This is a genomic window from Streptomyces sp. NPDC087422, from assembly GCF_044744145.1.
In the GTDB taxonomy this organism is placed as follows: domain Bacteria; phylum Actinomycetota; class Actinomycetes; order Streptomycetales; family Streptomycetaceae; genus Actinacidiphila.
Genome location: NZ_JBIUXT010000007.1, coordinates 292,220 through 318,197, shown reverse-complemented (window position 1 = coordinate 318,197; position 25,978 = coordinate 292,220). Strand labels below are relative to the sequence as shown.

Annotated in this window: 23 protein-coding genes; 4 read left to right on the top strand and 19 right to left on the bottom strand. The window is 73.8% G+C overall.

Translation table 11 applies throughout. The annotated features are described in order from the left end of the window. Positions 1-278: 278 nt before the first annotated feature. Positions 279-656, top strand: coding sequence for a DUF1801 domain-containing protein (locus tag ACIO6U_RS23985; protein WP_401722016.1), 378 nt, complete (start codon positions 279-281; stop codon positions 654-656). 52 nt (positions 657-708) lie between these two features. Here the strand turns inward: ACIO6U_RS23985 and ACIO6U_RS23980 are convergent, their stop codons facing one another. The 6 genes from ACIO6U_RS23980 to ACIO6U_RS23955 form a co-directional block, all read right to left on the bottom strand. Beyond that, a complete protein-coding gene (locus ACIO6U_RS23980; protein WP_401722013.1) occupies positions 709-1,422 on the bottom strand; it encodes a hypothetical protein in 714 nt (237 codons plus the stop codon). Next, positions 1,419-2,768, bottom strand: coding sequence for a DUF58 domain-containing protein (locus ACIO6U_RS23975; protein ID WP_355341042.1), 1,350 nt, complete (start codon positions 2,766-2,768; stop codon positions 1,419-1,421). Before ACIO6U_RS23975 ends, ACIO6U_RS23980 begins: the two co-directional genes overlap by 4 nt. After that, positions 2,765-3,787: an AAA family ATPase gene (locus ACIO6U_RS23970; protein WP_391045062.1), complete on the bottom strand. Its 1,023-nt coding sequence runs from the start codon at positions 3,785-3,787 to the stop codon at positions 2,765-2,767. Before ACIO6U_RS23970 ends, ACIO6U_RS23975 begins: the two co-directional genes overlap by 4 nt. Positions 3,788-3,914: 127 nt before the next feature. Continuing rightward, the gene (locus tag ACIO6U_RS23965) at positions 3,915-4,433 is read right to left on the bottom strand and encodes a hypothetical protein (protein ID WP_355341048.1); all 519 of its coding nucleotides are present in this window, start codon (positions 4,431-4,433) and stop codon (positions 3,915-3,917) included. Next, the gene (locus ACIO6U_RS23960) at positions 4,430-5,437 is read right to left on the bottom strand and encodes a DUF4129 domain-containing protein (protein WP_401722008.1); all 1,008 of its coding nucleotides are present in this window, start codon (positions 5,435-5,437) and stop codon (positions 4,430-4,432) included. The genes ACIO6U_RS23965 and ACIO6U_RS23960 overlap by 4 nt, the downstream gene beginning before the upstream one ends. Before the next feature lie 114 nt (positions 5,438-5,551). Then, complete coding sequence (locus tag ACIO6U_RS23955) at positions 5,552-6,217, bottom strand: hypothetical protein (protein WP_391045067.1); 666 nt, start codon at positions 6,215-6,217, stop codon at positions 5,552-5,554. A 218-nt stretch (positions 6,218-6,435) separates the two neighbouring features. On the opposite strand from ACIO6U_RS23955, the gene glsA reads away from it, so the two are divergent. Both glsA and ACIO6U_RS23945 read left to right on the top strand, forming a co-directional pair. Next, positions 6,436-7,818 (top strand): glutaminase A, encoded by a 1,383-nt coding sequence (gene glsA, locus ACIO6U_RS23950; protein ID WP_401722004.1) that lies wholly within the window; start codon positions 6,436-6,438, stop codon positions 7,816-7,818. Between the two features lie 61 nt (positions 7,819-7,879). Beyond that, complete coding sequence (locus ACIO6U_RS23945) at positions 7,880-8,974, top strand: chemotaxis protein (RefSeq protein WP_391045072.1); 1,095 nt, start codon at positions 7,880-7,882, stop codon at positions 8,972-8,974. Positions 8,975-9,227: 253 nt separating this feature from the next. Here the strand turns inward: ACIO6U_RS23945 and tpg are convergent, their stop codons facing one another. The 13 genes from tpg to ACIO6U_RS23880 form a co-directional block, all read right to left on the bottom strand. Further along, positions 9,228-9,785: a telomere-protecting terminal protein Tpg gene (gene tpg, locus ACIO6U_RS23940; protein WP_355341067.1), complete on the bottom strand. Its 558-nt coding sequence runs from the start codon at positions 9,783-9,785 to the stop codon at positions 9,228-9,230. Positions 9,786-9,794: 9 nt separating this feature from the next. Then, complete coding sequence (gene tap / locus ACIO6U_RS23935; protein ID WP_401722001.1) at positions 9,795-11,960, bottom strand: telomere-associated protein Tap; 2,166 nt, start codon at positions 11,958-11,960, stop codon at positions 9,795-9,797. Between the two features lie 93 nt (positions 11,961-12,053). Next, positions 12,054-12,962: a preprotein translocase subunit SecD gene (gene secD, locus ACIO6U_RS23930; RefSeq protein WP_401721998.1), complete on the bottom strand. Its 909-nt coding sequence runs from the start codon at positions 12,960-12,962 to the stop codon at positions 12,054-12,056. Between the two features lie 27 nt (positions 12,963-12,989). After that, entirely contained in the window at positions 12,990-13,631 is a 642-nt protein-coding gene (locus ACIO6U_RS23925) for a DUF6629 family protein (RefSeq protein ID WP_355341076.1), read from the bottom strand. A 291-nt stretch (positions 13,632-13,922) separates the two neighbouring features. Further along, positions 13,923-14,297 (bottom strand): acyl-CoA carboxylase subunit epsilon, encoded by a 375-nt coding sequence (locus tag ACIO6U_RS23920; RefSeq protein WP_401721994.1) that lies wholly within the window; start codon positions 14,295-14,297, stop codon positions 13,923-13,925. 99 nt (positions 14,298-14,396) lie between these two features. Next, positions 14,397-15,968, bottom strand: coding sequence for an acyl-CoA carboxylase subunit beta (locus ACIO6U_RS23915; protein WP_355341348.1), 1,572 nt, complete (start codon positions 15,966-15,968; stop codon positions 14,397-14,399). Positions 15,969-16,003: 35 nt separating this feature from the next. Then, positions 16,004-16,849, bottom strand: coding sequence for a 4'-phosphopantetheinyl transferase superfamily protein (locus ACIO6U_RS23910; RefSeq protein ID WP_391161958.1), 846 nt, complete (start codon positions 16,847-16,849; stop codon positions 16,004-16,006). A gap of 8 nt (positions 16,850-16,857) precedes the next feature. Then, entirely contained in the window at positions 16,858-17,283 is a 426-nt protein-coding gene (locus ACIO6U_RS23905) for an acyl carrier protein (RefSeq protein WP_355341083.1), read from the bottom strand. Between the two features lie 259 nt (positions 17,284-17,542). Continuing rightward, entirely contained in the window at positions 17,543-18,979 is a 1,437-nt protein-coding gene (locus ACIO6U_RS23900; protein ID WP_401721990.1) for an MFS transporter, read from the bottom strand. Further along, entirely contained in the window at positions 18,976-20,478 is a 1,503-nt protein-coding gene (locus tag ACIO6U_RS23895) for an FAD-dependent monooxygenase (protein WP_391045638.1), read from the bottom strand. The genes ACIO6U_RS23900 and ACIO6U_RS23895 overlap by 4 nt, the downstream gene beginning before the upstream one ends. Positions 20,479-20,724: 246 nt before the next feature. Beyond that, positions 20,725-22,356, bottom strand: coding sequence for a tryptophan 7-halogenase (locus ACIO6U_RS23890; RefSeq protein WP_391118013.1), 1,632 nt, complete (start codon positions 22,354-22,356; stop codon positions 20,725-20,727). A gap of 131 nt (positions 22,357-22,487) precedes the next feature. After that, positions 22,488-23,648 (bottom strand): beta-ketoacyl synthase N-terminal-like domain-containing protein, encoded by a 1,161-nt coding sequence (locus tag ACIO6U_RS23885; protein WP_401721987.1) that lies wholly within the window; start codon positions 23,646-23,648, stop codon positions 22,488-22,490. A 221-nt stretch (positions 23,649-23,869) separates the two neighbouring features. Beyond that, entirely contained in the window at positions 23,870-24,502 is a 633-nt protein-coding gene (locus tag ACIO6U_RS23880) for a hemerythrin domain-containing protein (protein WP_401721984.1), read from the bottom strand. Positions 24,503-24,833: 331 nt separating this feature from the next. Here ACIO6U_RS23880 and sigJ point away from each other — a divergent pair, with 331 nt between their 5' ends. Beyond that, positions 24,834-25,913 (top strand): RNA polymerase sigma factor SigJ, encoded by a 1,080-nt coding sequence (gene sigJ, locus ACIO6U_RS23875; RefSeq protein ID WP_401721981.1) that lies wholly within the window; start codon positions 24,834-24,836, stop codon positions 25,911-25,913. Positions 25,914-25,978: the final 65 nt, after the last annotated feature.

The window sequence follows — 25,978 nt, the reverse complement described above, 5'->3', positions numbered from 1 at the left end:
GTGGCCCGCGGCGCCCAACCTAGCGACCCCGCCGACCGGCTGTCCATTAAACGGTAAAGCACCGCAAGTGCTGATGGGAAGCGGGGTGTTCCCTTGATGTCAGAGGTTTTGCTGAACCGATACAGGGCCGGCCTAGAGCCGGCCCGGAGCCTGTCCGGGGCCGGTGCGGGGCCCGGCGGACCGTGGCGGTGAAAAAACCTCCGCCGGAGGCGATGAGTTTCGGACGCCGCGCCGGTCAACCCCGCACAAGCCGTATCCGACGCTCGGGAGTGATCCGCATGGCCAAGTCCACCACCACCGTCACCGACTACCTCGCCGCCCTGGAGGAGCCGCTGCGCGAAGTCGGCACGAAGGCGCGGGAGATCATCGAGGCCGCGCTGCCGGACGCGCCCGGCGCCATGTGGCACGGCCACCCGGTGTGGAGCCTGGGCGGAGCGCCGGGCGTCGCACCGGTCTGCCTGCTCAAGGCGTACGGCTCCTATGTGACCTTCGGGCTCTGGCAGGGCCAGCAGGTCGAGGACGCCAGCGGGCGGCTGGAGCCGGGCGCGCGGGCCATGGCCTCGGTCAAGCTGCGCGCTCTGGACGACGTGGACGCCGAACTGTTCACGCGGTGGCTCGCCCAGGCCCGCGCGCTGGCCGCGGCGGAGTCGGCCTGAGCGCGGGAGGCCGCGGCACGCGGCGAGGCCGCACCGCGCGAGGAGGCGGCGGTCAGCGCGGGCCGCGCCGGCCGCGCACGGCCAGGGCGACGCAGCCGACCGTCGCCGCCAGGGCCAGCGCGGCGGGCAGCCGTGCCCAGTCGGTACCGGCCACCGGCACCGTCGCGCAGACGAAGGTCAGGACGACGGCCGCCGCCGCGGTCAGGGCAGGGGCCGGGCCGCGGGCGGCGCGTGGCGCGGTCGCGCCCCGCGTCCAGTCGTCGGTGATCAGCAGATACGCCAGGAAGAGGCCCACGACGCAGGCGGCCAGCCAGGTCGGCGGTTCGGTGACCGCCGCGGCCACCACCGACCCCACGGCGAGGACGGTGGAGCGGCGGCGGGCGGCGATCTTCGCCCAGCGCATCGAATTGCGCACCGGCCGCTCGTCCACCATCGGCGCCGCCCACCAGGCGACCCCGGCCACCACGAGCAGCGCCACCTGTGCGCCGAGCGAGTGGCGTACGGCCTCCGGCGCGTCGCACGCCGCGAGCGCGAGCGCCACGGCCAGGCAGCGGGCGGGCAGTTGGGCGGGGAGCCGGATGCGGCGGGCCGCCCGGGCGGAGGCCGAAGGTGCAGAAGGTGCCGAAGGCGCGTCGGCCGAGGGGGCCGGGGCCGCGGGCGTCAGGGCGGGAGCCGAAGGTGCCGCGGGCGCGTCGGCCGAAGGTGCCGCGGGCGTCAGGGGCGAGGGTGCCGGGGCCGCGCCTGGCCGCTCCGCCGTACCGCTCATCGCCTGCCTCCGTGGATACGTGTGCGCACCAGCGGCGCCAGGGCCAGATCGAGGGTCTCGCCGCGCTCGTGGGTGACCACCGCGATGCCGCGCTCCTTCAGCGCGAAGCGCGTCGCGTCCCGCTCGGACCGCCACAGCCGCAGGCCCAGCTCCGCGTTGACGTCGCCGGGTTCGATGTACGGGTCCGCGGTGGCGATCTCGATCACCACCAGGGCGAGGGCCCGCGCGGCTACGCGATGCAGCACGTCGAGGATCCGCTGGTCGGCGAGCGGCGTGAAGACGTACACGATCGCGCCTTCGGGCAGCGCGGGCGGCGGGAGGTTGCTCACGCCCTCGGTGCGGTAGGAGATGTCCTTGCGGACTTCGAGGACGCTCTCGACGATCCGGTAGAAGTAGCCGTCCCCGCTGCCCGGCTGGAGCCATCGGGTCGTGCCGCCCACCGAGACGACGCCGACCCGGTCGTGGGTGCGCAGATAGGCGCGGACCAGTCCGGCCGCCGCGCGGAAGGTCTCGTCCAGCGAGGACGTGCCGGTGACCGGGTCGAGGACGTCGCCGAGTCCGTCGAGCATGACGACGGTGTCGGCGGCGCGCTCCGCGGCGAACTGCTGGAGTTGCAGGGAGCCGCGGCGGGTCGTGGCGGGCCAGTTGATCCGCCGCTGCCGCTCGCCGCGGATGTACGGGTGCACGCCGGTGACCTCGACGCCCTCACCGCGCTGCGCCGCGGTGTGCTCGCCGAGCCGCTGCGGGAGGCGGACCGGGATGGGCGTCATCCCGGCGCGGGACGGCACGGGGAACACCCGCACCTCGCCGAGGTCCGCGCGGACCGTGCGGCGGGCGGTGCCGCCCGCGTCGTAGAGGTCGAGGTCGACGGTACCGAGCGTCCAGCGGCCCCAGCGCTCGGCGGTCAGCCGCAGTTCCACGCGCGAACTGCCCACGGTGAGATGGTCGAGCCGCACACCGGGCCCCAGCGTGACGCCGGGGTCGAGCCGCCCGCGGTCGCCGTCGTACGCGACGGTGATCCTGGCGGTGACGGTCTCGTCCTCGAACAGCCGCCGCGGTTCGACGTCGACCGTGACGTCCATCCGCGCCGTGCGCGTGCCGTACGGGAGTGAGAGCGCGAGCAGCACCAGCGGGCCGGCGGCCAGCGCGAGCAGCCACGGCCGTCCGGTGAGCAGGGCGGCGGCGACGGCGACCGCGGTCACCGTGCCGTACCGCAGGGCGCGTTCGCCCGCGCGCCAGCCGGTCGGCGGCGGTGGCGGTGGCTCCGCGGGCACGGCCCGCCGCTCGCCGGGCGGAGGCTGGGCGCCGCCGAGCGCGCGGGCGACGGCCGCGTGGGGGTCGGTCATGACGCGACGGCGTCACGGGCCGCCAGCGGCAGGGTCTGCGGGGCGGGTACGGACTGCACGATCTCCCGGATCACGTCGTCGGCGTTGATCTGCCGGACCCACAGCTCGGGGCGGAGCGTGACGCGGTGGGCGAGCGCCGGGACCGCCACCCACTTCACGTCCTCGGGGGTGACGTAGTCCCGGCCGTCGAGCACGGCGCGGGCGCGGGCGAGTTGGACCAGCGCGAGGCCGCCGCGCGGTGACGCGCCGACCTGGATGTGCGCGTGGTCGCGGGTCGCGCCGACCAGCGCCACGATGTACTCCAGCAGGTCGTCCTCGACCTCGACCCGCTCCACCGCCGCGCGCATCGCGAGCACTTCCGACGGTCCGCTGAGGGTGCGCAGCTTCGCCTCGGGCGCGGCCCTGTCGATCCTGGACCGCAGCATGTCGGTCTCCTGCGGCGCCGACAGATAGCCCATCCGCACCCGCAGCAGGAACCGGTCGAGCTGCGCCTCGGGGAGCGTGTACGTGCCCTCGTACTCGATGGGGTTGGCGGTCGCGATCACCACGAACGGGTCGGGCAGTTGGCGGGTGCTGCCGTCGATCGACACCTGCGACTCGGCCATCGCCTCCAGCAGGGCGGCCTGGGTCTTGGGCGGGGTGCGGTTGATCTCGTCGGCGAGCAGCAGGTGCGTGAAGACGGGGCCGGGCCTGAAGACCATCTCGCCGCTGTGCTGGTCGTAGAAGGGCGCGCCGGTGACGTCGGAGGGCAGCAGGTCGGGGGTGAACTGGATGCGGCGGAACTCCAGGCCGAGGGTGGTGGCGAAGGATCTGGCCAGCAGCGTCTTGCCGAGTCCCGGCAGGTCCTCGATGAGGACGTGGCCGCCCGCGAGCACGCCGAGCATGACCAGCTCCAGCGGTTCCGGCTTGCCGACCACGGCGGTGCGGATCTCGGCGAGCACCTCGGCGGCCCTCTCACCCGCCCGCCGGGGGCTCAGGGCGTCGGCGTCGTGGTCGGATATGCGCTCGGAGCTGGTCACTGCGGTCCTCACCTTGCCTGGTCGTGGAGCGTCGTGAAACGGGGTACGGGGGCGGGGCGGCGCACGGCGGACGCGCGGAATACGGGCACGGGGCGGCGCACGGCGGACGCGCGGAATGCGGGCGCGGTCACAGCGTCTCCAGCCGGTCGAGCAGCGCCCGCAGTACGGCTTCGGGAATCGCCGGCTGCGGCGGGCCGGTCGTCGGGTCGATCCACGGCCACAGGTCGGGACCGACGATCGCGCGGGCCCGGTCGGGGCTCTTGCGCAGCAGCACCCCGTGCCGCTCGGCGAGCCGGGCCGCGAAGAGCCGCTGCAACTGCGGGCGGAGCGTGGAGTGGAAGTGCAGGGCGCCTTCGGGGCCGAGCGCCTTGCGGACGACCCGCGGCCATTCGCCGAGCGCCGGGGCGCGACCGCCGAGCAGCCGTACGGACTTGCGGTATCCGCTGTCCTGCGCGCCCGCGCCGCCGACGTACCGGGCGACGCCCAGCGCGACGACGGTGATCAGAGCGAGGCCGGTGGCCGCGGCGACGAGGCCGTCGGTGAGCGCGAGCAGCACTTCGGCGGCGACGACGAGGCAGCCGAGCAGGGTCAGCGAGTGGCGTACGGAGCCGGGCGGGCCCGCCGCCCGCCGGAGGCGTTCTTTCACTGTGCGGCCTCCGCGGCTGCTTCGGTGGTCCGCTCCCCGGGACCGCCGCCGTCGCCCGACGCGGCCTCGTCCGGGGCGAGTTGGGCGGCGATCTCGGTGAGTGCCCGCGCGGCGCGGTCCCGGTGGCCGTCGTCCATGGGGTGGGTGGAGTAGCGCGCCTCACGGAAGAGCGCGGTGAGCGCCGCCGCGCTCGGGCCGGCCAACCGGCCTGCCGTGACGGCCCGTTCGAGCAGGTCCTGCGGGCTGTCGGAGGCGCGGCGGGCGATGCCGGAGGCGGCGAGGGACCGTTCCATGGCGGCATAGCAGGCGATGACGGCGGCGCGCGCGTCGGCGTCGTCCCGCAGTGCCCGGCGCCCGGACTCCACGGCCTCGGCGAGCACTTCGTCCTCGTCGTCGGCCTGGTCGTACCCGGGGCCGTCCTGCCGCTCCGCCTCGCCCGACCGCAGATAGCGCCAGAGCAGCACGGCGGCGAGGACGACGGCCAGCACCAGCAGTCCGATGCCGATGCCGATCAGGACGTGCGTCAGCCAGGAGGGGAAGCCGTGGTTGTCCTGGTGCCTCTTGAGCGGACGCGGCGGTGTGGGGGCGCTGGGGGTCGGCGCGGTGGCGTCTCGCCATTTGCGGTCCTTGCCGCCGCCCGAGGTACGGCCGGACGCGTGGAACCGGTGCATGACGAAGATCAGCAGCGGGACGACGAAGGCGGCGCCCAGCAGTGCGGCGCGGACCACGTCCACGAGCCGCTGCCGCAGCGGGTCGGACTCGGCGTCGTCACCGACCTGGAGCACATAGCGGTTGTGGAGCATCAGCGCGCCGATGAACCACGCGAGGCCGAGCGCCACCACGAACACATTGCCGCCGAGCGGTCCGCCGCCCTTGCCGAACGCCTTGCCCTCGGGCCGCAGCACCAGGGCGCTGAGCGCCAGACCCGCGATCACCAGGACGCCGAGCGCCGCCCGTGCCCCGGCGCTCGTCCGCGGCCCTCCCCCGTTCCCCGCCCGTCCCACCGCCACCTCCCCTTGTCGCGGAAGGCAGCTTCGCACACGAGTCCAGGGCTGTCAGCAGGCCCCCCGCCTGGGCGGAGGCGCTGACGGGGGGGCGGGAGCGGGCCGGGGCGTCCTTCAGTAGCGCTGGGCCTGGGCCACGCGCGGGAAGAGCGTCTTGTCGGCGTCCTTCGTGCTGAAGGCGACCGGCTGGGCGTGTTTGCCGGGCTCGACGTCGCGGGCGCCGACGACCGTGGAGTCCACGACGGCGCCGTCGGAGTCGGCGAATTCGACCTTGACGGCGAAGGACGCCTTCGTGTCGGTGGTGTTGGTGATGCTGACCAGGACGGCGTTGAGGCCGCCGGTCCTGGCCTTGGGGAAGCCGGTGAGCTGGACGTCCTTGACGGCGTTGCCCTGCCCGTCGACCTTGGCCAGCTCCGACTTCGCCTCGGCCGCGGCGCTGCCCGCTCCCGCTTCCACCGACGCCTCGAAGCTGGAGGCGGCGGCCTTCGCGGAGGACTGCGCGGCGGAGGCGGTCTGCTGGGCGGCGGAGGCGAGGGAGTCCAGCGGGGAGGGCAGGGTGCCGGAGAAGTTCCCGGTGCTGGGCGGGCCGCCGGGCGTCGTCGCTCCGGTCGAGCTGTTGCCGGAGGAGTTGTCGCAGGCCGACACCAGCGCGAGGCCGCCGGCCGCCATGGCCACCAGCGCCGCCGCGGTCAGTGAGCGCAGGCGGCGCGAGCGGGCCGTACGGGCCCGTCCGTCACCGGTTTCTCCTGCGCGGGTCCCCTCGGTACGACGTCGGCTCACGGGCTTCCCCTCCGGTTTCTGCGCTGGTCACCGGTCGGGCACACGCTCCGGCCGCCCCTCCACCGTGCGGGGTGCCCCGGCGGCGCGCAGCGTGCGCGGTGCCGTACGGGTGACGCGCCGGGCCCGGCGGTGGGGTGTCCGCACCGGCCCTGCGAGGGGGTGCCCGCCGCGGGCCTTGCGCGTTTGCGGGGTCGGCGGGGCGGGCCGAGCATGAGGCCATGACCGATCCGGTGGCGTTCGACGTGGTCAGCGAGGGCTTGGCCGAGGTGCACCGGCGGCTGCTGCCGCTGCGGGACGGCGAGGTGGCGTCGTACATCCCGCAGCTCGCGCTGGCCGACCCGGACGACTTCGGCATCGCGCTGGTGAGCATGGGCGGCCACCGTTACGAGGCGGGCAGGTCACGTACCGAGTTCACCGTGCAGTCGGTGTCCAAGCCGTTCGTGCACGCGCTGGCCCTGTCCGAGCTGGGCCTCGACGAGATGACCCGCTGGGTGGGCAACGAGCCGAGCGGCGACGCCTTCAACGCGATCAGCCTGGAGCACGGCACCGGCCGCCCCGCCAACCCCATGATCAACGCGGGGGCCATCGCGACGACCAATCTCGTACCGGCCGCCTCGCCGGGCGAACGGTCCGCGCGCATCCTCGACGCGCTGAGCGCCTTCGCCGGGCGGCGGCTCACCGTGGACGAGGACGTCTACCGCTCGGAGGCGGCCACCGGCGACCGCAACCGGGCGCTGGCGTATCTCATGCACGCGGCCGGTTCGCTGCGCACCGATCCGGTGGAGGCGGCCGAGGTGTACTTCCGGCAGTGCTCGGTGCTGGTGAACACCGTCGATCTGGCCGTGATGGCGGGGACGCTCGCCAACGGCGGGGTCAATCCGGTGACGCGCGAGCGGGTGGTGGCCGAGCAGGTGGCCGTCGAGGTGCTGTCGGTGATGGCGACCTGCGGGATGTACGACGCGGCCGGTGACTGGCTGGTGCGGGTGGGGCTGCCCGCCAAGAGCGGGGTGTCCGGCGGCCTCGCGGCGGCCAGCCCGGCCCGGTTCGGCATCGCCTGCTACAGCCCGCCGCTGGACCGTACCGGCAGTACGATCCGCGGGGTGGTCGCGCTGCGGGAGCTGTCGCGGCGGTTCGGCATGCATCTGATGCACCACCCGGTGCCGGGCGCGGACACCGTGACGCGGGTCGGCACGGGCGGCAGCGGCGGTACGGGGACCCGGGTCTCCTCCGGGCGGGAGCGGGTGACGGCCGACCGCGACCTGCTGGACCGGGACGGCGACCGGGTGGTGCTGGTGGCCGCGCGCGGCGAGGTGGACTTCCCCGCGGCGGAGCGGCTGCTGCACGCCCTGGCGAGCGCCGTGCCGCTGGTGCCCGGCTGGGTGGTGGTCGACATGGAGCGCGTGACGCACGTCAATCAGGTGGCCGGGCTGATGCTCGGCAACGCCTTCGAGCGGATCTCGGCGGCGGGGCACCAGGTCGCCCTGGTCGGCGCGCCGGACCAGCACTGGGGCGGTGTCGCGGTACGGCACGACAGCGTGGCGGACGCGCTGGCGTGGGCGGAGGACGCACTGCTGTACGAGCTGCGGCCACTGCCCCAGTGAGATATCCATAAAGAGACAAAGGGATTTCATGTCCGGGGGGACTTCGCCGGAAGGGCCTGCCATGCACTCGCCTCTCAGCCCCGCCACCCTCGCCGACCTGCGCCGTCCGCGCCACTACCCCGCCGTCTCCGTGCTGATGCCGACGCACCGCCGGGAGCCGGACAACGCGCAGGACGCCGTACGCCTGCGCAATCTCATCGCACGGGCCAAGGACGAGGTGGAGTCCGACCCCGAGGTGTCCAGGGCCGACCGGATCGATGTGGTCGAGCAGCTGGACAAGGCGCTGTCCGAGGTGGACCTGGTGCACGCCGAGGACGGTCTGGCGATCTTCGCGGCGCCCGGTGAGCACCAGGTGTGGTCGCTGGACCGTTCGGTACCGGAGCGGGTGCTGCTCGCGCAGACGTTCCTGACCCGTAATCTCATCGCCGCGCAGGCGGCCGACCAGCCGTACTGGGTGCTGGCGGTCTCCGCCGACCACGCCACCTTGTGGGGCGGCGGCCGGGAGCGGCTGACCGAGCACACCGCGAGCGGTTTCCCGAAGACCCGGTCGCTGCCCGACACCGACATCGAGCGCGAGGAGCGCATCGGGGACCGGCCCAGCACCTTCAACGACGAGGAGACCCGCCGCTATCTGCGCGAGGTCGCCGACGCCGTCGGTACGGTGCTCACGGCCGAGCCGCGGCCCCTCTACGTCGTCGCGGAGGCCGAGGCCCTCGCCGTCCTGGACGAGGTCAGCCCCGATGCCAAGGAGGCCGTCCGGGTCCTCCAGGGCGGTCTGTCCAAGGGCCCCGCCGAAGCCGTCCGGCAGGCCGTGCTGCCCGCCGTCCGCGAGCGCGCCGACCAGGACGTCTCCGATGTCCTCGCGGAACTCGACGCCGCCCGTGGCCGCCGTACCTTCGCCGCGGGCGTGGACGAGGTCTGGCAGTCCGTCGTCGAGGGCCGCGCCGCCGTCGTCGTCATCGAGGACGACTACCGCACCACCGTCCGCGACGACGCCGACCACCTCGTCCCCGCCACGCCCGAAACCCCGGGCGCCCGTGAGGACATCGTCGACGAGATCGCCGAACAGGCCCTCGACACCGGCGCCCGCGTGCACTTCGTCCCCGACGCGATGCTCAACGGCTCCCACCACATCGCGGCCGTGCTGCGCTACTGACGGCCCGCACGGCCTTTCTACGCCTCGGGCCTCGCCTCATACGCGGTCTCCTGCGCGGTCTCTTGCCCGGTCACTTGCGCGGCCCGCCTCGCCGCTTGCCCGCTCCCCCAGCTCCGGCAGCCGCCGCGCGTCGTGGTGCGGGAACCGCACGGCGGCGCCGCGCTCGCGCGCCTTGGCCTCCGCGGCGCGCAGCGCGGTGTCCGCCAGGTCGGCGTCACCGTGTGCGTGCGGTCCGCCCCTACGAGCGCCTCCGTCAGAAGTCGATTTCCACGTAGTCGATGTCGGTGAACTCGACCAGCAGCCCGTCCGCGCGGCGGCCGCTGTCCTTGAAGTAGACCTCCTGGAGGCCCTCGGCGGCGATGGCCTGGAGCTGCTGTTCGGTGGCGCCGGAGGACTGGGCTTCGAAGAGCCGGGCGGCGTAGGCGGGCGGGAGGTGTTGGGTGATCCGGCGCATGCGGCCGTCGTCGGTGGAGCCGGGGGCGGCGGTGAAGCCGAAGCGGGCGCGGGTCTCGATGACGAGGCCGTCGGAGGTGGCGGCGCGGCGCTGGGCGCGCTGTTTGACACGGGGCTGCCAGTCCTGCCGGACGGCGGCGGCGAGGCGGTCGGCGAGTTCGCGCCGCGGCCGCTTGAGCGTGCCCTTCAGGTAGCGCTCGACGGTGCGCTGGGTGACGCCGAGGCGCTGGGCGACGGCGCGCGTGGAGCCCTTGGCGTATTTGACCAGGAAGCGCATCTGGGCCTGCGCGGACTTGGGGATCGGCCGGGTCTGGGTGTTGGCCGTCGCCTTGTCGAGGCTGTCGCCGATGATGCCCACGCTGTGGTCCTACTCTCCGTCGACGGCGGCGTCGGTGCCCTTGATGTGCCGGGCCGGGTTGTGGCCCTGGTCGAGGAGTTCGACCGCCCACATCAGGTCCTGGGTGCCTTCGTGCTTGACCATGCCGGGACTGACGCCGAGCCGGAATCCGCCGGGCAGCGGCTTGCCCTCCGGCGCGCGCGGCAGGAAGTCCAGCGGCGAGGGGCCGTCCGAGGCGTAGACGGCGCAGTCGGACAGCACGGCGAGCGGGTAGAGCCCGACGGCGGCGAACTTCCGCATTTTGCGGTGCATGTTGACCCGCGCGGAGGAGATCACGGCCGCGCGGATGTCGGGCCGCCAGGTGGGGCGGTCCAGCGCGGACCACCGCTCCCCCGGCCGGTAGCCCGCGCCCTGCGGGCGCTCGCGGAGCTTGCCGATGCCGCCCTTGACGGTCGCCTTGACGGCGGACAGCACGGCGGCCAGGCCCGGATCGGTGTCCTTGTGGACGGCCATCGCGGCCAGGAAGTCCGCCTCGTCCATCCCCGCGGTGACGCCGAGCTGCCCCATCGTGGCGAGGTAGGCGTCCCGCAGCCGGGTGTACCAGGCGTCCAGATACGCGCCGGTCTCCGGCCGTACGTACGCCTCGACGGGCTTGACGTCGTGGCCGAGTTCGACGGCGTAGGCGACGGTCGGGGTGGCGTACCAGGCGGGTCCCTCGGGGCGGGTGCCCTGGGGGGTGAAGGGGCTCGGCAGCCGGGGGTCGAGTTCGATGCCGGAGAGGTCGACGAGCCAGCAGCCGGGCAGCGCCTTGTCGAAGCCGGGGGCGGTGCGGTGGACGGGGGCGCCGAGGCCGACGGTGAGGCGGTTCGCGGCGGCGGCGAAGGCCATGTTGACGTCGATGCCGACCGCGTACGGCCTGGCGCACTCGTCGTCGCCGAGAAGCTGCGGGTCGCGGATCCAGTCGTACGCCTCCTCGTCCAGCACCTGGTCCGGTGTGCGCCGGTGGCCGCGCGGATGGAGCCGGGCCGCCACGGGGTGCTCGTCGGGGGCCTCGGGCGGCGCGGGGTCGACGGCGGCGCCGAGCGCGCCGGCCACCTGCCCCGACACCCACGCGCCGCTCGCCTCGTCCCGTACGGCCCTGGTCGGCGGGCGCAGGCTCGTCATCAGTTCGAGGCCGCAGACGGCGGTCGAGCCGCGCGGGGTGATCACGCGGGTGGCGTACGTGCCGAGGACGCGGGCCACTTCGGCGGGCGGCGCCTGGTCCACGTTCCCCCACGACCGGCTGTCCAGCGCGCCCCAGGGCAGGATCGCGAGCTGTACGCACTGGCGCTGTCCGGCCTGCGCGGGCCGGTAGACGCGTGCCCAGGGGCCGAAGCCGCGCCGGGTGAGCTGCCAGCCCGCGCGGGCGACGCGGCGTACGGCCTCGTGGTCCTCGGGCAGCCGCAGCCCGCGCCGGTCGGCCAGTTCCGCGGGGAGGCCGAAGCGGGTGGTGGCGGACTCGGTGAGGACGACCAGCGGGTCGGCGTCCTTGCCCGAGCGGTGCAGCCGGGCCGCGCCGAGGCGTGCGTCGGTGAGGGCCCACTGCACGAGCGACGGAATGTCGTCCGCCGGGCATTCCAGGACGAGGCCGCCGACGCAGTACGCGCTGCCGTCGCCGTCCACGACGGCCAGCGGTCCGTTGGCGAACCGCGGATCGGCACCGGGCTCGGGGGCACGGACGGAGGCGGGGGCCTGGGGGCGGCGGGCGGGGGCGGCGCGGCGCGGCGGCGGGGCGGGCTGGCGCGCGGGGGCGGCTGCTGGTTCGGGTGCGGGGTCAACGGGGGCCGCGGAACGGGGAGTTGGCGGCGCCACCACGGCGACCGACGCGGGCTCCGGTACGGGCACAGGTACGGGCACAGGTTGCGGCGCCGGCTCAGGAGCCGTGGCGACCGGCGGCGCCGGATGCAGCGCAGCGAGACCGTCCAGCAGCCGTACGTACGCCGCCCGCTTCGGCGACCTCGGCTCGGCGCGGCCGGACTCCCACGCGGTGACCGTCTCGCGCCGCACCTTGAGCGTCTTCGCGATCTGGTCCTGGCTGATCCCGGCCGCCTCACGCAGCCGCTTGCGCTCGGCGGGTTCCGGCAGCGAGTCCTGCGCGGCCACCTGTTCGAGCAGCGCGTCGACCGAAGCGAACAGCTCGCCCTGCTCATTCGACAACCGGACCACCTCCGGCCGTCACCCTAGCCAAACACACACCCGAACACACGCCGGACACACAGTGTCCGGCGATCATGCCGACGCGGCGACCGGCTACGGCTGCCGCGTCACCCCGCTCACCGTGAGCCGTACCGGCAGCGCGCCGCTGCCGATCAGGGCGGCCAGGTCCTCCGCGCGCTTCCGGTCGAAGTCGCCGAAGATCTGCGCCGCGCCGTCGGTGATGGCCTGCTGGACGGCCGGTGCGGACAGCAGGTCGTCGTCGAGCAGGATCGCGAACTGATTGGCGGGCGGCGTTTCCTGGGCCAGCGCCGCGGTGACCGTGCCGAATGTCTTCGCGCCCCGCTCGGTGAAGTTCAGATTCACCATCCACTGGCCGGAGTTCGGTTCGTACGCGGACTTGGCGCTCTTGACGTCCTCGCCGTCGAGCGCGACCGGGCCGAGCAGGTACTTCTGGCCGGTCTTGGCGTCGCAGGCCGGGGTCGGCTCCTCGGGCCTGGACAGCGGGGGCGTGCCGGTGACCGGGCAGGTGAGGGCGTCGAAGCGCTGCCGAATCTCGGCGGACCCCTCCGCGTGATCGCCCTTGACCGCCCGGAAGGCCAGCTCGGCGGTCGCAGCCAACTGCCGCAGCCGGTCGCCGCTGTCGCCGGGCGCGTCGGCGGTGATGACGTTGCCGCGCTGTTCGATACGGGTGCCGGTCAGTCCGAAGGCGGCGGCGCGTTCCTTGAGCCGCCGCACCGTCTCCTGGAGTTGGTCCGCGCTCATCGCCGAGGCGGCGGTGTACGTGGCGACGGTGCGGCCCGAGGCGGTCGACCCCGACGGCTTCACACCGCTGTCGGGGTCGACCGCGTCGGGATCGACGGCGCCGGGGCCGGACGGGCCGGAACGGGCGGCGCCGGGCGAGCCGGGGGACGGCGAGCCCGACGAGCAGGCGGCGAGAGCCGGGCCGAGCGTGATCAGGACGACGGTGAGGGCGACCGTGGACACGGTACGGTGAGGACGCATCCGCCCAGTCTGACGTGTGATCAGCCGCTACGACAGTACGGGCGCGGTCGGCGCCGGCCCCGTCGACGGCCGCCGTACCCACAGCAGGAGGACGACGGAGACGACGGCGGCGAAGGCGCACCAGGTGGAGACGAATTCGGTCCGCCACACCGCCGCGCAGACCGCGGCCCCTACCCCGGTGAGGACGCCGAGCAGCCGCAGCATCCGGTCCGCGCTGAGCAGCAGGGAGCCGACGGTGGCCACCAGATATCCGGCGATGACCAGCGGTACGGCGGGCACGTCCACCGCGTAGCCGACCGTGTGGCCGCGGATGTCGGCGACGGGCGCCCGGTCGATCAGGCAGGCGACGAGCACGACGGCGGTGGCGAGTCCGGCCAGCACCGGTACGGCCAGCCGCAGCCGCCCGCCCGGCGGCGCGGCGGTCAGCACGGCGAGCGGCACATAGGCGGCCAGCAGCGGCAGCGCGATGATCGCCCACGCGAGGGTGGCGGGCCCGGTGCCGCCGCCGCGGTGCCAGACCGCGGCCTCGATGAGCTGATGGGCGCCGAGCACCAGCGGCAGCGCCGCCAGCGGCAGGTCCCGGGCCCGGCGTACGCGCGCGACGCAGGTCACGCCCAGGGCGCAGATCACCGAGCCCGCCGCCAGATCGGCCGTGGCGCTCCAGCACATGAGGTCCCCTCGCGTCGTGCGGTCCGATGATCCGTTGTACGTCCCCGTCACGCTACGACGCCTGCCCTCTTCCGGCCGCGGGACCCCGCCGCGCGGCCGGGGGAAATCACCTCCGGCGGGAATCGCGGGTGAGACGACGAAAAACGGCCCCACGCGCCGAAGCGCGTGGGGCCGTTGACGGTGCTCGGTGTCCGGTGCTCAGTGCTCAGTGCTCAGTGCTCAGTGCTCAGTGCTCAGTGCTCAGTGCTCGAAGCATCGGGCGCTCAGGTACTCCTACGGGACCGCCCGCGCTCAACTCGCGAGCAGATCCCGGGTCCCGGCGGTCCAGGCGCGCGGGCCGGTGAAGCCGTGCGCGCGCCAGCGGGCGGCGCCCCGGCGGCGGGCGGCCGTCGCGTGGTCGGCGTCGGCCGCCGCGCGAACGGTGGCGGCGCGGGCGAGCAGCACGGCGGTGACCGCGGCGATCTCCTCGGGTGTCGCGGTGCCGCGCTCGACACGTACCAGCGTCGTCGGCGCCGGAGCCGCCTCGGGTGCGGCGAGCGGCACCACGGCGGGCGCGGCGTTGATCGTCTCCAGCGCGGGCGGTCCCGGCTGCGCCGGGATGGTCAGCGTGCCGACCCGCACCAGGTGCGGTGCGGCGAGGGTGGGAGCGGTGATGGCGGCGGGCATGGGCGGTGTCCCCTTCGGTCTCGGAACTGCCGGACGGAATGCACGAGTTGCGGGCGGCTGCGCTGACGCACCGTCAAGGGCTGTGCGGAGTACGGCGGGCTACTGCGGCGGGTTGCCGTGCTTGCGGCGCGGCAGGTCCGCGTCCTTCGTCCGCAGCATGGACAGCGACCGGATCAGCACCGACCGCGTGTCGCGCGGGTCGATGACGTCGTCCACCAGGCCGCGTTCGGCCGCGTAGTAGGGGTGCACGAGTTCCCTGCGGTACTCCTCGATCTTCTGGATCCGCATCGCCTCGGGGTCCTCGGCGGCGGCGATCTCGCGGCGGAAGACGACGTTGGCCGCGCCCTCCGCGCCCATGACGGCGATCTCGTTGCTGGGCCAGGCCAGCGCGATGTCGGCGCCGATCGACTGCGAGTCCATGACGATGTACGCGCCGCCGTACGCCTTGCGCAGCACAACCGAGATCCGCGGCACCGACGCGTTGCAGTAGGCGTACAGCAGTTTGGCGCCGCGCCGGATGATGCCGTCGTGTTCCTGGTCGACGCCGGGCAGGAAGCCGGGGACGTCGACCAGGGTGACGATCGGGATGTTGAAGGCGTCGCAGAACTGCACGAAGCGCGCGGCCTTCTCCGACGCCTTGATGTCCAGCACCCCGGCCATCGCCGACGGCTGGTTGGCGACGATGCCGACGGTCTGCCCGTCGAGCCGGGCCAGCGCGCAGACGATGTTGGGCGCCCAGGCGGCGTGCACCTCCATCGAGTCGCCGTCGTCGACCAGTTCCTCGATGACGTCCCTGATGTCGTAGCTGCGGTTGCCGTCGGTCGGCACGATCTCCAGCAGCGCGTCGCCCGGCCGGTCCACCGGGTCCTGTCCGGGGCTGGCCGGGGGCAGTTCGCGGTTGTTGGACGGCAGCAGCGACAGCAGGTAGCGGACCTCGGCGAGGCAGGTGTGCACGTCGTCGTAGGCGAAGTGGGCGACACCGGAGACGCTGGCGTGCACGTCGGCGCCGCCGAGCGCGTCCTGGGTCACCTCCTCGCCGGTGACGGCCTGCACGACGTCGGGCCCGGTGATGAACATCTGCGAGATGCCGCGGACGGCGAAGATGAAGTCGGTCAGGGCCGGGGAGTACGCGGCGCCCCCGGCGCACGGGCCGAGCATCACGCTGATCTGCGGGATCACGCCCGACGCCTTGGTGTTGCGCTGGAAGATGCCGCCGTAACCGGCGAGCGCGGAGACGCCTTCCTGAATACGGGCGCCCGCGCCGTCGTTGAGCGAGACCAGCGGGGCGCCGGCCGCGATGGCCATGTCCATGATCTTGTGGATCTTCTCGGCGTGCGCCTCGCCGAGCGCGCCGCCGAACATCCGGAAGTCGTGGGCGTAGACGAAGACCGTCCGGCCCTCGACCGTGCCCCAGCCGGTGACCACGCCGTCGGTGTGCGGGCGCTTGCCCTCCAGGCCGAAGCCGCTGGCCCGGTGCCGCCGCAGCGCCTCGACCTCGGTGAAGCTGCCCTTGTCCAGGAGCAGGTCGATCCGCTCCCTCGCGGTCAGCTTGCCCTTGGCGTGCTGGCGTTCTGTCGCCGTGGGGTCGGGGCCCTGCCGGGCCAGCTCCTTGAGGTCGCTCAGTTCCTGCAACCGGTCGGGGACCTCGGCGGGAGACTCCGCGTTGGGCATGGCGCTCCACCCTCCCTTGCTCGGGTTCATGTCGATCACTCCTGTGGCCGCCGGACGGCGGCCTGCGGCACGCGGTGCACCCGCGTGCGGGAATCGGCGATCAGCTCCGTGGCGTCCTCGGCGTGGAGGCAGTCGGCGGTCAGTGTGCGGACGACGGTGCGGTAGTGGTGCGGGGTGCGGACGGCCGCCGCGGTGGCATGGCCCGGCGGTCCCGGCACATCGGTGACGGACCATCCGGACGGGCGGTGCGGGCCGCCGCGCCGGCCCGCCGCGGTCCCGAGGTAGTCGGCGGCCAGGTCGCGGCGCAGACCGGTGCCGAGGCCCTTGAGATACGCCTCCTTGCGGGTCCACAGCCGGGCGAAGGCCGCGGGCCTCCTGCGGCCGGGCACAGCGGCCAACTCCGCCTGTTCCGCGGGGTGCAGGTCGGGCAGGCACAGCCGTACGGCGTTGGCCGGCGGCACCCGCTGCACGTCCACGCCGACGGTGGCGCCCGCGAGGGCGACGACCGCGACCTGGTGGCTGTGCGACAGCGAGAAGTGCGGCCAGTCGGGCACGGGACCGCGCGGGCGGTCGAGCAGCACCGGGCGGCCGTGCGGGCCGCCGCAGCAGGGGCAGCGGTCCCGGCCGAGCCGCAGCGCCCGCGGCGGGAGGCCGGTGTAGGCCGACAGCAGGCGGCGCAGGGCGACGTGGGCGGAGAGGTAGCGCACCCGGTCGCCCGTACGCAGCAGGCCCGCGGCGCGCTCGCGTTCGTCGTCGTCCAGTTCCCCGACCGGCAGCGGCGCCGGGTCGGTGTGCGTCCAGGGCCGGGGCAGCACCCAGATGTGCAGGTCGCCCGGCGCGACGGTCAGAGCCGGTGCGGTGGCGGCCCCCGTACGGTCCACCGCGCCGCTCACCGCGCGGTGCGCGCCGCTGCGGTGAGCCGCGGCCTCTCCGCCGGGGTGTCGAAGACGGCCCCGGCGACGGCGCCGACCGGGGCCGTCTGCGGGACGCTCTGCGGTACGGGGGTCACCAGCCCGGCCAGCAGCGCCGCCACCTCGGTGACCGAGTCGTCCCGCAGCAGGTCCGCGGCGGGGACGTCGACGCCCAGCGCCGAGACGAGCCTGCGGCGCAGCGCCAGCGCGGTGATCGAGTCGACGCCCTGGCTGCGCAGCGACCGGTCGGTGCTGATCCGGTGGGCCGGGGGCACATGAAGATACGGCTCCAACTGACGGCAGATGTAACGCTCGATGATCCTGGTCCGCACGTCGATGCCCGCGGCACGCAGGACGTGCGGGTCGGGAAGCCCCCTCAGGTGCAGGGGGACCGTCTGTTCCATCACGGCATACCGCCTTCCATCGGTAGTGCACGGACCGGCGCCGCCGTTGCGCTGTGGCGCGGCGGTTCACCGGCAGGTTCGAGAACGTGCCGCGCGGACGGCTCCGCGGGGCACGGGTCGCTCCGCGCGGTGGCGGAGCATCGGCCCGCGGCGGTCGTCCGGGACCGGGCCCGCGGCCCTCGTGGGGACGGGCGCGGTACGGACGGGGCGCGTACGGGCGGGGGTGCGGGGGCCTCGGGGCACCGTGCGCGCGCTGGCGTCACGCGCCGGTCGTCGGGACGGCCGGGGTCTCGGGCGACCGGCTGTCGGTCTCCCGCGCGCGCCCGGCCTCCCGATCACCGTCGCCCTCGCGCTCCGCCCGGTCCCCGCCGTCCGCCCGGTCCCCGCCGTCCGCCCGGTCGCCGTCGTCCCCTCGGCCCGGACGGGGCCGGTCAAGCAGCATGGCGACCGCCGCCGCGGCCAGCGAGACGATGCCACCCGCGTAGAGTCCTGATCTGGCGCCCCAGTGCTCGGTGAGCCAGCCGACCGCCAGCGCGCCCAGCGGGGTGGTCCCCTGGAGGATGAGCGCGTAGATGGCCAGCACCCGCCCGCTGAACGCCGGGTCGGCGCCGAGCTGGATGCGGTGGTTGGCCGCCTGGGCGAAGTAGAGCGTGGTGAAGCCGGTGACCGCGAGCAGCAGCAGCTCGCTCAGGTAGTTCGGCGCCCAGCCCGCCGCGGTCTCGGCCGCGCCGAAGGCCAGCGCGGAGCCGGTCACCAGCCGTCCGCTCGGCCGGGTCGTACGCGAGGTGGTGACCAGCGCCGCCAGCAGTGATCCGGCCGCCAGCGCCGTGGTGAGCAGTCCGAAGGAGGCCGCGGAGGTGTGGAAGACCGTCTTGGCCACCAGCGGCAGCGTGAGCTGGAAGTTGAACCCGGCCAGGCCGATGACGGCGACCAGGGCGAGCGGCAGCAGCAGGTCGGGGCGGCTCGCGGTGTAGCGCAGGCCGTCGATCACGCGGGCGCGGGCTGCGCCCGGCGGCCCGCGGTGCAGTTCGGCGGGCCGCATCATCCGCAGCGCGACGACCGTGGCCAGATAGCTGACGGCGTTGAGCAGGACGACGGGTCCGGTGCCGAGCCAGCCGACGAGCAGGCCGCCGAAGGCGGGCCCCGCCACCCGTGCGACGTTGAAGTACGCCGCGCTCAACGCCGAGGCGTTGGGCAGCAGTTCGGGGCCGACCATCTCGCGCACGAACGACATGCGGGTGGGGATCTCCACGGCGCTCGCGGTGCCGAGGCCGAGGGCGAACAGATACAGATGCCACAGCCGCAGCGTCCCGGTGAGCATCAGGGGCGCGAGCAGGGCGGCGAGCACACCGCAGACCAGGTTGGCGGCGACGAGCAGCGCGCGCTTGTCGTGGCGGTCGGCGAGCCGCCCGCCGTACAGCGCGAGGAGCAGGACCGGGGTGAACTGAAGGGCCGTCACCAAGCCGAGCGCGGTGGGTGAGTTGTCGGTGAGCGAGAGGACCGCCCAGTCCTGCGCGACCACCATCATCCAGGTGCCGGCCGCCGAGACGACCTGGCCGAGCGCGAAGAGCCGGAAGTTGCGGACGGCCAGCGACCGGAAGGGCCCGCCCGCGGACCGCCGTGCCCCGCCCTTCGGTTGGCGGAGGGCGCCGGCCCTCGAACGGTCGGCGCCCTCCGGTCGGAGGCTGGAACTCACGCGCCCGTCTCGGGCGCGCCGAACCACCGCTGGAGCGCCTCGGCCAGGCCGTCCTCACCGCCCGTCGAGACCCAGGCGACATGTCCGTCGGGCCGGAGCAGGACCGCGGTGGCCCCCGCCAACTCCCGTGCGGACAGCCCCTCGGGCTCGGCGACCGTGCCGCTGACGGTCAGGACGCGGCTCTTCCAGGGCGCGGCGACCGCGCGCACGGCCGCCGCGTCGGCGAGGTCGACGAGCACGCCCTGCGCGGTGTGCAGCAGTTCCGTGGTGTCGGTGCCGCCGCCGTCGGTGTCGACCTTCAGCGGGGTCAGCCGGCGTCCGGTCAGCGGGTGGTCGTCGTCCTTCGCGCCGAAGTCGTAGCGGATGTCGAGGCCGCTGACGGTGCCCGCGAGGTGCCGCTTGACCTCGTCGTACTCGATCAGCTCGGCGAACATCTCGCGGATCGGGTCCATTTCGGGACCGCCGACGTAGACCATGCCCTGGGTGGCGGTGTTCATCATCAGCCGCTCACCGACCCGGTGCCGCTCGGCGTGGTAGGTGTCGAGAAGACCCTCGGGCGCCCAGCCGGTGACGACCGCGGCCAGCTTCCAGCCGAGGTTGGCCGCGTCCTGCACGCCGGTGCTCAGGCCCTGGCCGCCCGCGGGCAGGTGGATGTGGGCGGCGTCGCCCGCCAACAGCACGCGCCCGCGGCGGTATTCGGTGACCAGCCGGTTGGCGTCGGTGAACGAGCCGACCCAGTCGGCGGTACCGGCGCTGATGTCCTCGCCCGTGATCCGCTGCCAGGCACCTGCCACTTCGGCGAAGGTCGGCTCCTCGGTGCGGTCCGGCGGCGGGGTGCCGTTCTCGACCACGATGACCCGGTCGACGTTCTCGCCCAGCGGCGCGGCCATGATCATGCCGCCGGGCAGCCGCTCGCCGAGGAATCGCGGGCGCAGCCCGCAGCCGACCACGTCGGCGAGGTACATGCCGCGGGTCGGGTCGGTGCCGGGGAAGTCGAAGCCGACGGCCTTGCGGACCGCGCTCTTTCCGCCGTCGCAGCCGACCAGGTACGAGGCGCGCAGGTGGCGTACGCCGTCCGCGGTCCCCGCGGTGAGGGTCACCGCCCCTTCCCCGTCGGCGACTTCGAGGAATTCCCAGCCGCGGCGGATGTCGGCGCCCAGGCCCACGGCCCACGCCTCCAGCACGGACTCGGTGAGCGACTGCGGGATGCCGCGGGCGCCGAAGTGCGCGCCCTCCAGCACCGTGTAGTCGAAGACCAGGCCGCCGAAGTGGCCGACCGGGGAGATCTCCAGAGTGCCGTCGGGGCCGCCGAAGGCGGGCAGCAGCCCGCGCTGGTCGAACACCTCCATGGCGCGGGCGGTGAAGCCCAGGCCGCGCGACTGCCCGGTGGGTTCGTCCAGGCGTTCCACGACGATCACCCGGGCGCCGCCCAGCAGCAGTTCACCGGCGAGCATCAGCCCGGTGGGCCCCGCCCCCACGATGATCACATCGGTGTCCAGGGCAGCGGCTCCGCCCGCGTCCGTGCTGTCCCTCTCGTGCACCTTCTCGTCCACCTTCTCGTCCACGTCTGACTCCTGTCTGAAAGGAAGTTGCCTCCGGCGAACGGGGCCACGGGCAGGGACGCGCCGCCGGACGGCCCGTCAGGAGGCGTCCGGCGGCGCTGTCGCGGGTGCGGTACGTCTGCGATGCGTACGGCGGGGGGCCCTGCGTACGGCGGCGCTCGACGACCTGGGTACGGCGAGGGCTCAGCGCGCGAAGAGCTGCGCGATGTGCGCGGGCGCGTCCGTACCGGCCCATTCGACGGCGCTCTGGATCACCGCCGGGGTGGCCTCGAAGCACCTGTTGTCGGGCGAGCCCAACTCGAAGGGGGCGGGGAGGAATTCGGACGTCCGCAGCCGCTCGAAGAGCTGGGCCGCGCCGGCCTTGGCCTCCAGCGTGCCCGCCTCGACCTGCTGGCAGATGGAGCGGGTGAAGCCGAGCAGCTCCGATATGTCCTGGCCGACCGGGGCCGGGAGTCCGGGCACATCGCGCTTCTCCAGGTCGCGGAAGACCTGCTCGTCGCGCTCGGGGTCGGCCATGAAGGTGCGGTACGCCCGGTCGATGGTGACCGTCGGCAGGATGCTGGTCGACTCCCACACCCGGATGACCGCGTTCCACAGGTCGTAGTCGCGGAAGCCGACGAAGGAGCAGTAGACGAGGTCGTCGTGGATGTCGAACAGGCCCTGCTGGAGGCTGTCGACATACGCGAACCGCTCGACGGACCAGTCGCCGTCCTTGGACGCCTCGATCAGCCGCCAGGCGAGGGCGTTGACGACCTCGAGGGTGTTGGTCAGGCCGCGCGAGTACAGCGCGTCGATGAATCCGGCGGCGTGCGCGGTCAGACAGTAGCGCTCGCCGACGGTCTGCGTCGCGGAGTACTGGAGCCGGCCGGTGGCCACCCACGGGCGTACGGCGGTGGCATCGGTGAACTGCTCGGCGATCTCGGGGTACCGCTCCAGGAACTGGTCGAACTGCTCCTGCGCGGAGACGCCGGGCTCGGCGGGGAATTTGCGCTCGTCCAGTTGCAGGCCCACGCTGCACAGCGGGTTGAGGGCGCCGTCGTGGTTGTCGAACGGGATCACCCAGAGCCAGCCGCCGTCGAAGACGTGGTGCAGGGTGCCGTTGTGCCAGGGGCTGGGCTGCTTGTGCGAGCGGGCCGCCTTCGCGTCGTCGAAGGGTGTGACGCCGACCATGTGCGTGAACAGCGAGCGCGAGTGCGCCCTGGCGCGGGTCGGGGTCTCGCGCAGCCCGAACTTCTCCGCGACCGGCGACCGGAAGCCGCTGCCGTCGATGAGGTAACTGGCGTGGAATTCCTCGCCCTTGTCGGACCTCAGCAGCACCCCGTGCTCGGGGAACACCTCGATGTCGGCGATCTTCGTGGCGACCTTGGGCACCGCGCCGTACTTCACGGCGAGGTTGAACAGATAGGCGTCCACGTCCTGCCGGAACAGGTGCGTCTCGGTGCGCTGCCACTCGGGCACCACGAGCTGGTTGATCTGCTCGGGGTCCTGCGGCTGCCCTTCGACGTGGTAGACGAAGCCGAAGTTCTGCTTGCGCCCGCACGACGGGGCGATCTTCTCCTGGATGCCCTTGAAGCTGGCCAGCGGCTCGATCTCGGGCACCTGGTAGCGCTCGGCGATGATCCGGGTCATCGACGAGGTGTACGGGATGGTGGACTCCCCCACCGCGAAGCGCGGGTGCACGCCCGCGTCGATGAGCAGGACCTTCACCCCGTTGCGGGCCAGCACCGAGCCCAGCAGACCGCCGGCCATTCCCGCGCCGAGGATCGCCACATCGAACTTCTCATTGGACTGGGCCTGTTGGGCGGTTGTGTTCATGCTGCTTCGTCCCTCCCGGGTAGGAATGTGTCGGGGCACGCGAAAACGTCCCCGGCTCCCGGTGCGGGAGAGGGGACGTCACGGGGTCGGTGCGGTGCTGCTGCTCGCCGCGCTGTCGCGGGGCGGTGCGGTCAGTCCAGGGTGCGCAGCACGACGGCGGAGTTGAAGCCGCCGTGGCCGCGGGCCACCACCAGCGTGGTGCGCAGTTCCGCGGTGCGCGGCGACAGGACCAGATTGAGGTCGTAGCCGGGGGACGGCAGATCGTCCGCGGTCGGCGGGATCAGGCCCTCCTCCATGGCGAGCAGGGCTGCCGCCAGGTCCAGCGGCGCGGCCGTGCCCGGGTAGCGGCGCCCGGTCATGGTGCGGGGCGCGGTGACGGGTACGGCGTGCACGCCGAACACCGCGGTGACGGCGGCCGATTCGGCCGCGTCGAGGCCGGGGACGAACACCGCGTCCACCTCGCCTGGGACGGCTCCCGCGTCGCACAGGGCCAGTTCCACCGCGCGCCGCAGGCCCGGTTCGCGTCCGCCGCTCGGGTCGGGGTCGAAGGTCGCGCCGTATCCGGCGACCTCGCCGTAGATCTTGGCGCCGCGGGCCAGGGCCGCGTGCGCGGTCTCCAGTACCAGCAGCGCTCCGCCGCCGGGCCGGGCGGCGGGCGGCGGGGTGTGCGCGCTCCAGGTGGCGGGGCAGACCGGCGCGTCCACACCGCCGGAGACGATGAGCCGTCCGCCCTGCCGGATCTGCCGCCGGGCGTGCGCCACGGCGTCCAGGCCCTTCATGCCGTCCCTGATCGAGATCTGGCCGCTGCTGACGGCGTAGAACCAGGCGAAGGAGCGGTACGCGCCGCTCTGCCGCCCGGCCTGGCCGCGCGGTCCGCCGGTGCCGGTGCCGGCCCGGAAACGGGCGCCGAAGCCGGGCCCGCGGCCCTCGCCGTACCGCCCGCCGGGAGCCGCGGCGGCGGCAGCCGCGGCGGTGACGGCCGTCACCGCGTCGGGGCCGAAGTCGGGCAGGTCCTGCGGGCGGATGCCCGCGTCGGCCAGCGCCCAGTCCGCTGCGGCCAGCGCGAGCCGGGCCATCCGATCGGCCTGCGGCGCGGGCCTGCCCCACAGTTGGTCGCCCGGAGCGGGGTCGAGGAGGGCGGCGGTCTGCCAGGCGGGTTCGCCCGCCGTACGGGCCTCGCCGTGCCGTCCGGCGCCGCGCCCGCTCCCGCACGCCTGCGCCCAGTAGTCGCGGGCGCCCAGTCCCACGGGCGAGACGATGCCCAGACCTGTCACCACCACAGCGCCGGTCACGGCACCCTCCGCAGCAGCTCGGCCGCGCCGGGCACCCGCCCGGTGCGGCGGGCGGGCGGGGCCGGTCGGGCCCGCTCCACGATCGCCGTGCTGTCCATGGCCACGCCTTTCCGCAGTGCCCGAGCATGGACACCGCGCCCGAGCATGGACACCGCGCCCGGTGGCGCGGTGCCCGCCGATTCCGGCCGTTCAGGCGCCCGGTCGTCGGTGCCCGGGTCCGGTCAGACCTTGAACAGCTCCTTCTTCGCGTAACCGCGCTGCCAGATCAGCTTGTTGACGACGCGCAGCGGCGGCGGGAAGGACCCGAGGAACCGCTTCTGGTCGTCCGGCGTCGCGTCGTCGATGACCCAGGGGATGTAGACGCTGACGCCGCTGATGCCGAGGTTCTTGGCGTTGGCGAGCCCGAAGGTGCGCCATTCGGCGGGCGACAGCACGTCCTGGATCAGCGGCAGCGCGGCCTCCTCCTCGTGCGTGAAGTGGCCGTCCATCACCTGGTAAAGGTCCTCGATCAGCGCGGCCAGGTCGCCTCCGCCGCCCTTGATCGCGGTGTCCACCGCTTCGATGCGCGGGCCCAGCTCGGCGTGCTCCTCTTCCATTTCCTTCATCAGCCGCTGATCGTCGGGACGGTCGGCGATCTTGGCCTCCACCTGCGGCCACAGCGCCCGGTCCTCGACCGCGTGGTGGTTGTGGAGCTGGTGATTGAAGTTGTCCCACCCCGCGCGCACCTGCGGCGCCGTCGCCTGACCGGCGGCCACCGCGGTCGCCAGCCGGCGCAGGTCGCGTCGGAACGCCTTGTGCGTCGCATACATGACGGTGAAATCGATGTCCACGTTCGGGTCTTTCGACTCGGCCACGACGGCCCACCACTTTCTTCGTACGAATGTCGTTATCGGCCCCCCGGGGATCGGGATGACCGCTCGGAGCCTCGACGGTCCGGAGGCTCCCCTCCGGGCCCGGCGTCCGGGCCACCGCCAGACCGTGTCCGGCCCCGCGGATAAAGAGCTTCGGGCCACGGTCGATGTGACATCGTGGCACCGTGTGATCATTCCAGCACTCATGGAGATCGGTGGGTCGCGCCGGAATATCGCAGGTGAAAGAGACGCGCGTCACATTTCGCGGCGCGAGTGTCACGCTTTCGGGTCCGCGGTACCTCATAGGTGAAACGCATCACGGGAGGCTCACATCGTGTCCGACACTCCGGCTCAGCTCCCCTCGGCTGCTGGTGACCGCGCGACCGAGGTGTTCGTCGGCCATCGGGAACTCCTGTTCTCGGTGGTCTACAACCTGCTCGGCAGTGTCTCCGACACCGAGGACGTCCTCCAGGAGACCTGGCTGGCCTGGGCCCGCCGGGTCCGCCAGCCGGACGCCGAGGAGATCGACAACCCGCGCGCGTACCTGGTGCGGATCGCGGTCAACCAGGCGCTCGCCCGGCAGGCGACGATCAGCCGTCGCCGCGAGACGTACATCGGCCCCTGGCTGCCCGAGCCGCTGCTGACCCGTACGCCCGACGCCCTCGACAGCCCGCAGGGCGCGCAGGCCGTGGACGCCGCGGAGTCCGCGCTGCGCACCGAGTCGGTGTCCATGGCGCTGCTCGTGGTGCTGGAAACGCTGACGCCGCTGGAGCGGGCGGTCTTCGTCCTGCACGAGGTGTTCGGCTACGCGCACACGGAGATCGCCGAGATCCTGGGACGCAGCCCGTCCGCGATCCGGCAGCTCGCGCACCGGGCCCGCGAGCACGTCCAGGCCAGGCGGCCCCGCTACCAGGCCGATCCGCACCTCCAGCAGCAGGTCACCGAGCGGTTCGTGGCCGCCGCGCTCGGCGGCGACATCGCCGAGCTGATGAGCCTGCTCGCGCCGGACGTGACGATGTGGACCGACGGCGGCGGCAAGGTCCGCTCCGCGCTCCGGCCGGTCAACGGCCGGGACAAGGTCGCCCGCTTCCTCAACGGCTACGCCACCAGCCGACTGCCCGAGTCGCTGGACATCCGCTACCAGCAGGTCAACGGCGACCCGTCGGCCGTCGTCTTCTCCGGCGACTCGCCGTACGCGGTCATGGTCATGGATCTCAACCCGAGCAACGACCAGATCACCGACATCTACCTGGTCACCAACCCCGACAAGCTCTCCCGGGTCCGGCTCGACGAGAGCGGTGAGCCGACGGGCGCGCCGCGGCTCGCGCCGGACACGGTGCCCGAGCCGGAGCTGGACCCCGAGCAGGAGGACGCGCACCCCCGGGACGCCGGACGGCGCGCGGACACCCCCTAGGCCCGGGAGCCGCCGGGTGAATCCCCCGGACCGGCCGCCCCCCGTCACCCGACGGCGCGCAGGGC

What these genes read in the sequence shown, in the direction of transcription:
- ACIO6U_RS23925 (WP_355341076.1), bottom strand. Translation starts at nt 13,631, where the DNA reads ATGTGCTGGAGCGCCACGGCCGATCTGGCGGCGGGCTCGGTGATCTGC.
- ACIO6U_RS23985 (WP_401722016.1), top strand. Translation starts at nt 279, where the DNA reads ATGGCCAAGTCCACCACCACCGTCACCGACTACCTCGCCGCCCTGGAG.
- ACIO6U_RS23975 (WP_355341042.1), bottom strand. Translation starts at nt 2,768, where the DNA reads ATGACCGACCCCCACGCGGCCGTCGCCCGCGCGCTCGGCGGCGCCCAG.
- ACIO6U_RS23890 (WP_391118013.1), bottom strand. Translation starts at nt 22,356, where the DNA reads ATGAACACAACCGCCCAACAGGCCCAGTCCAATGAGAAGTTCGATGTG.
- glsA (WP_401722004.1), top strand. Translation starts at nt 6,436, where the DNA reads ATGACCGATCCGGTGGCGTTCGACGTGGTCAGCGAGGGCTTGGCCGAG.
- ACIO6U_RS23905 (WP_355341083.1), bottom strand. Translation starts at nt 17,283, where the DNA reads ATGGAACAGACGGTCCCCCTGCACCTGAGGGGGCTTCCCGACCCGCAC.
- ACIO6U_RS23915 (WP_355341348.1), bottom strand. Translation starts at nt 15,968, where the DNA reads ATGCCCAACGCGGAGTCTCCCGCCGAGGTCCCCGACCGGTTGCAGGAA.
- ACIO6U_RS23945 (WP_391045072.1), top strand. Translation starts at nt 7,880, where the DNA reads ATGCACTCGCCTCTCAGCCCCGCCACCCTCGCCGACCTGCGCCGTCCG.
- ACIO6U_RS23920 (WP_401721994.1), bottom strand. Translation starts at nt 14,297, where the DNA reads ATGCCCGCCGCCATCACCGCTCCCACCCTCGCCGCACCGCACCTGGTG.
- secD (WP_401721998.1), bottom strand. Translation starts at nt 12,962, where the DNA reads ATGCGTCCTCACCGTACCGTGTCCACGGTCGCCCTCACCGTCGTCCTG.
- ACIO6U_RS23980 (WP_401722013.1), bottom strand. Translation starts at nt 1,422, where the DNA reads ATGAGCGGTACGGCGGAGCGGCCAGGCGCGGCCCCGGCACCCTCGCCC.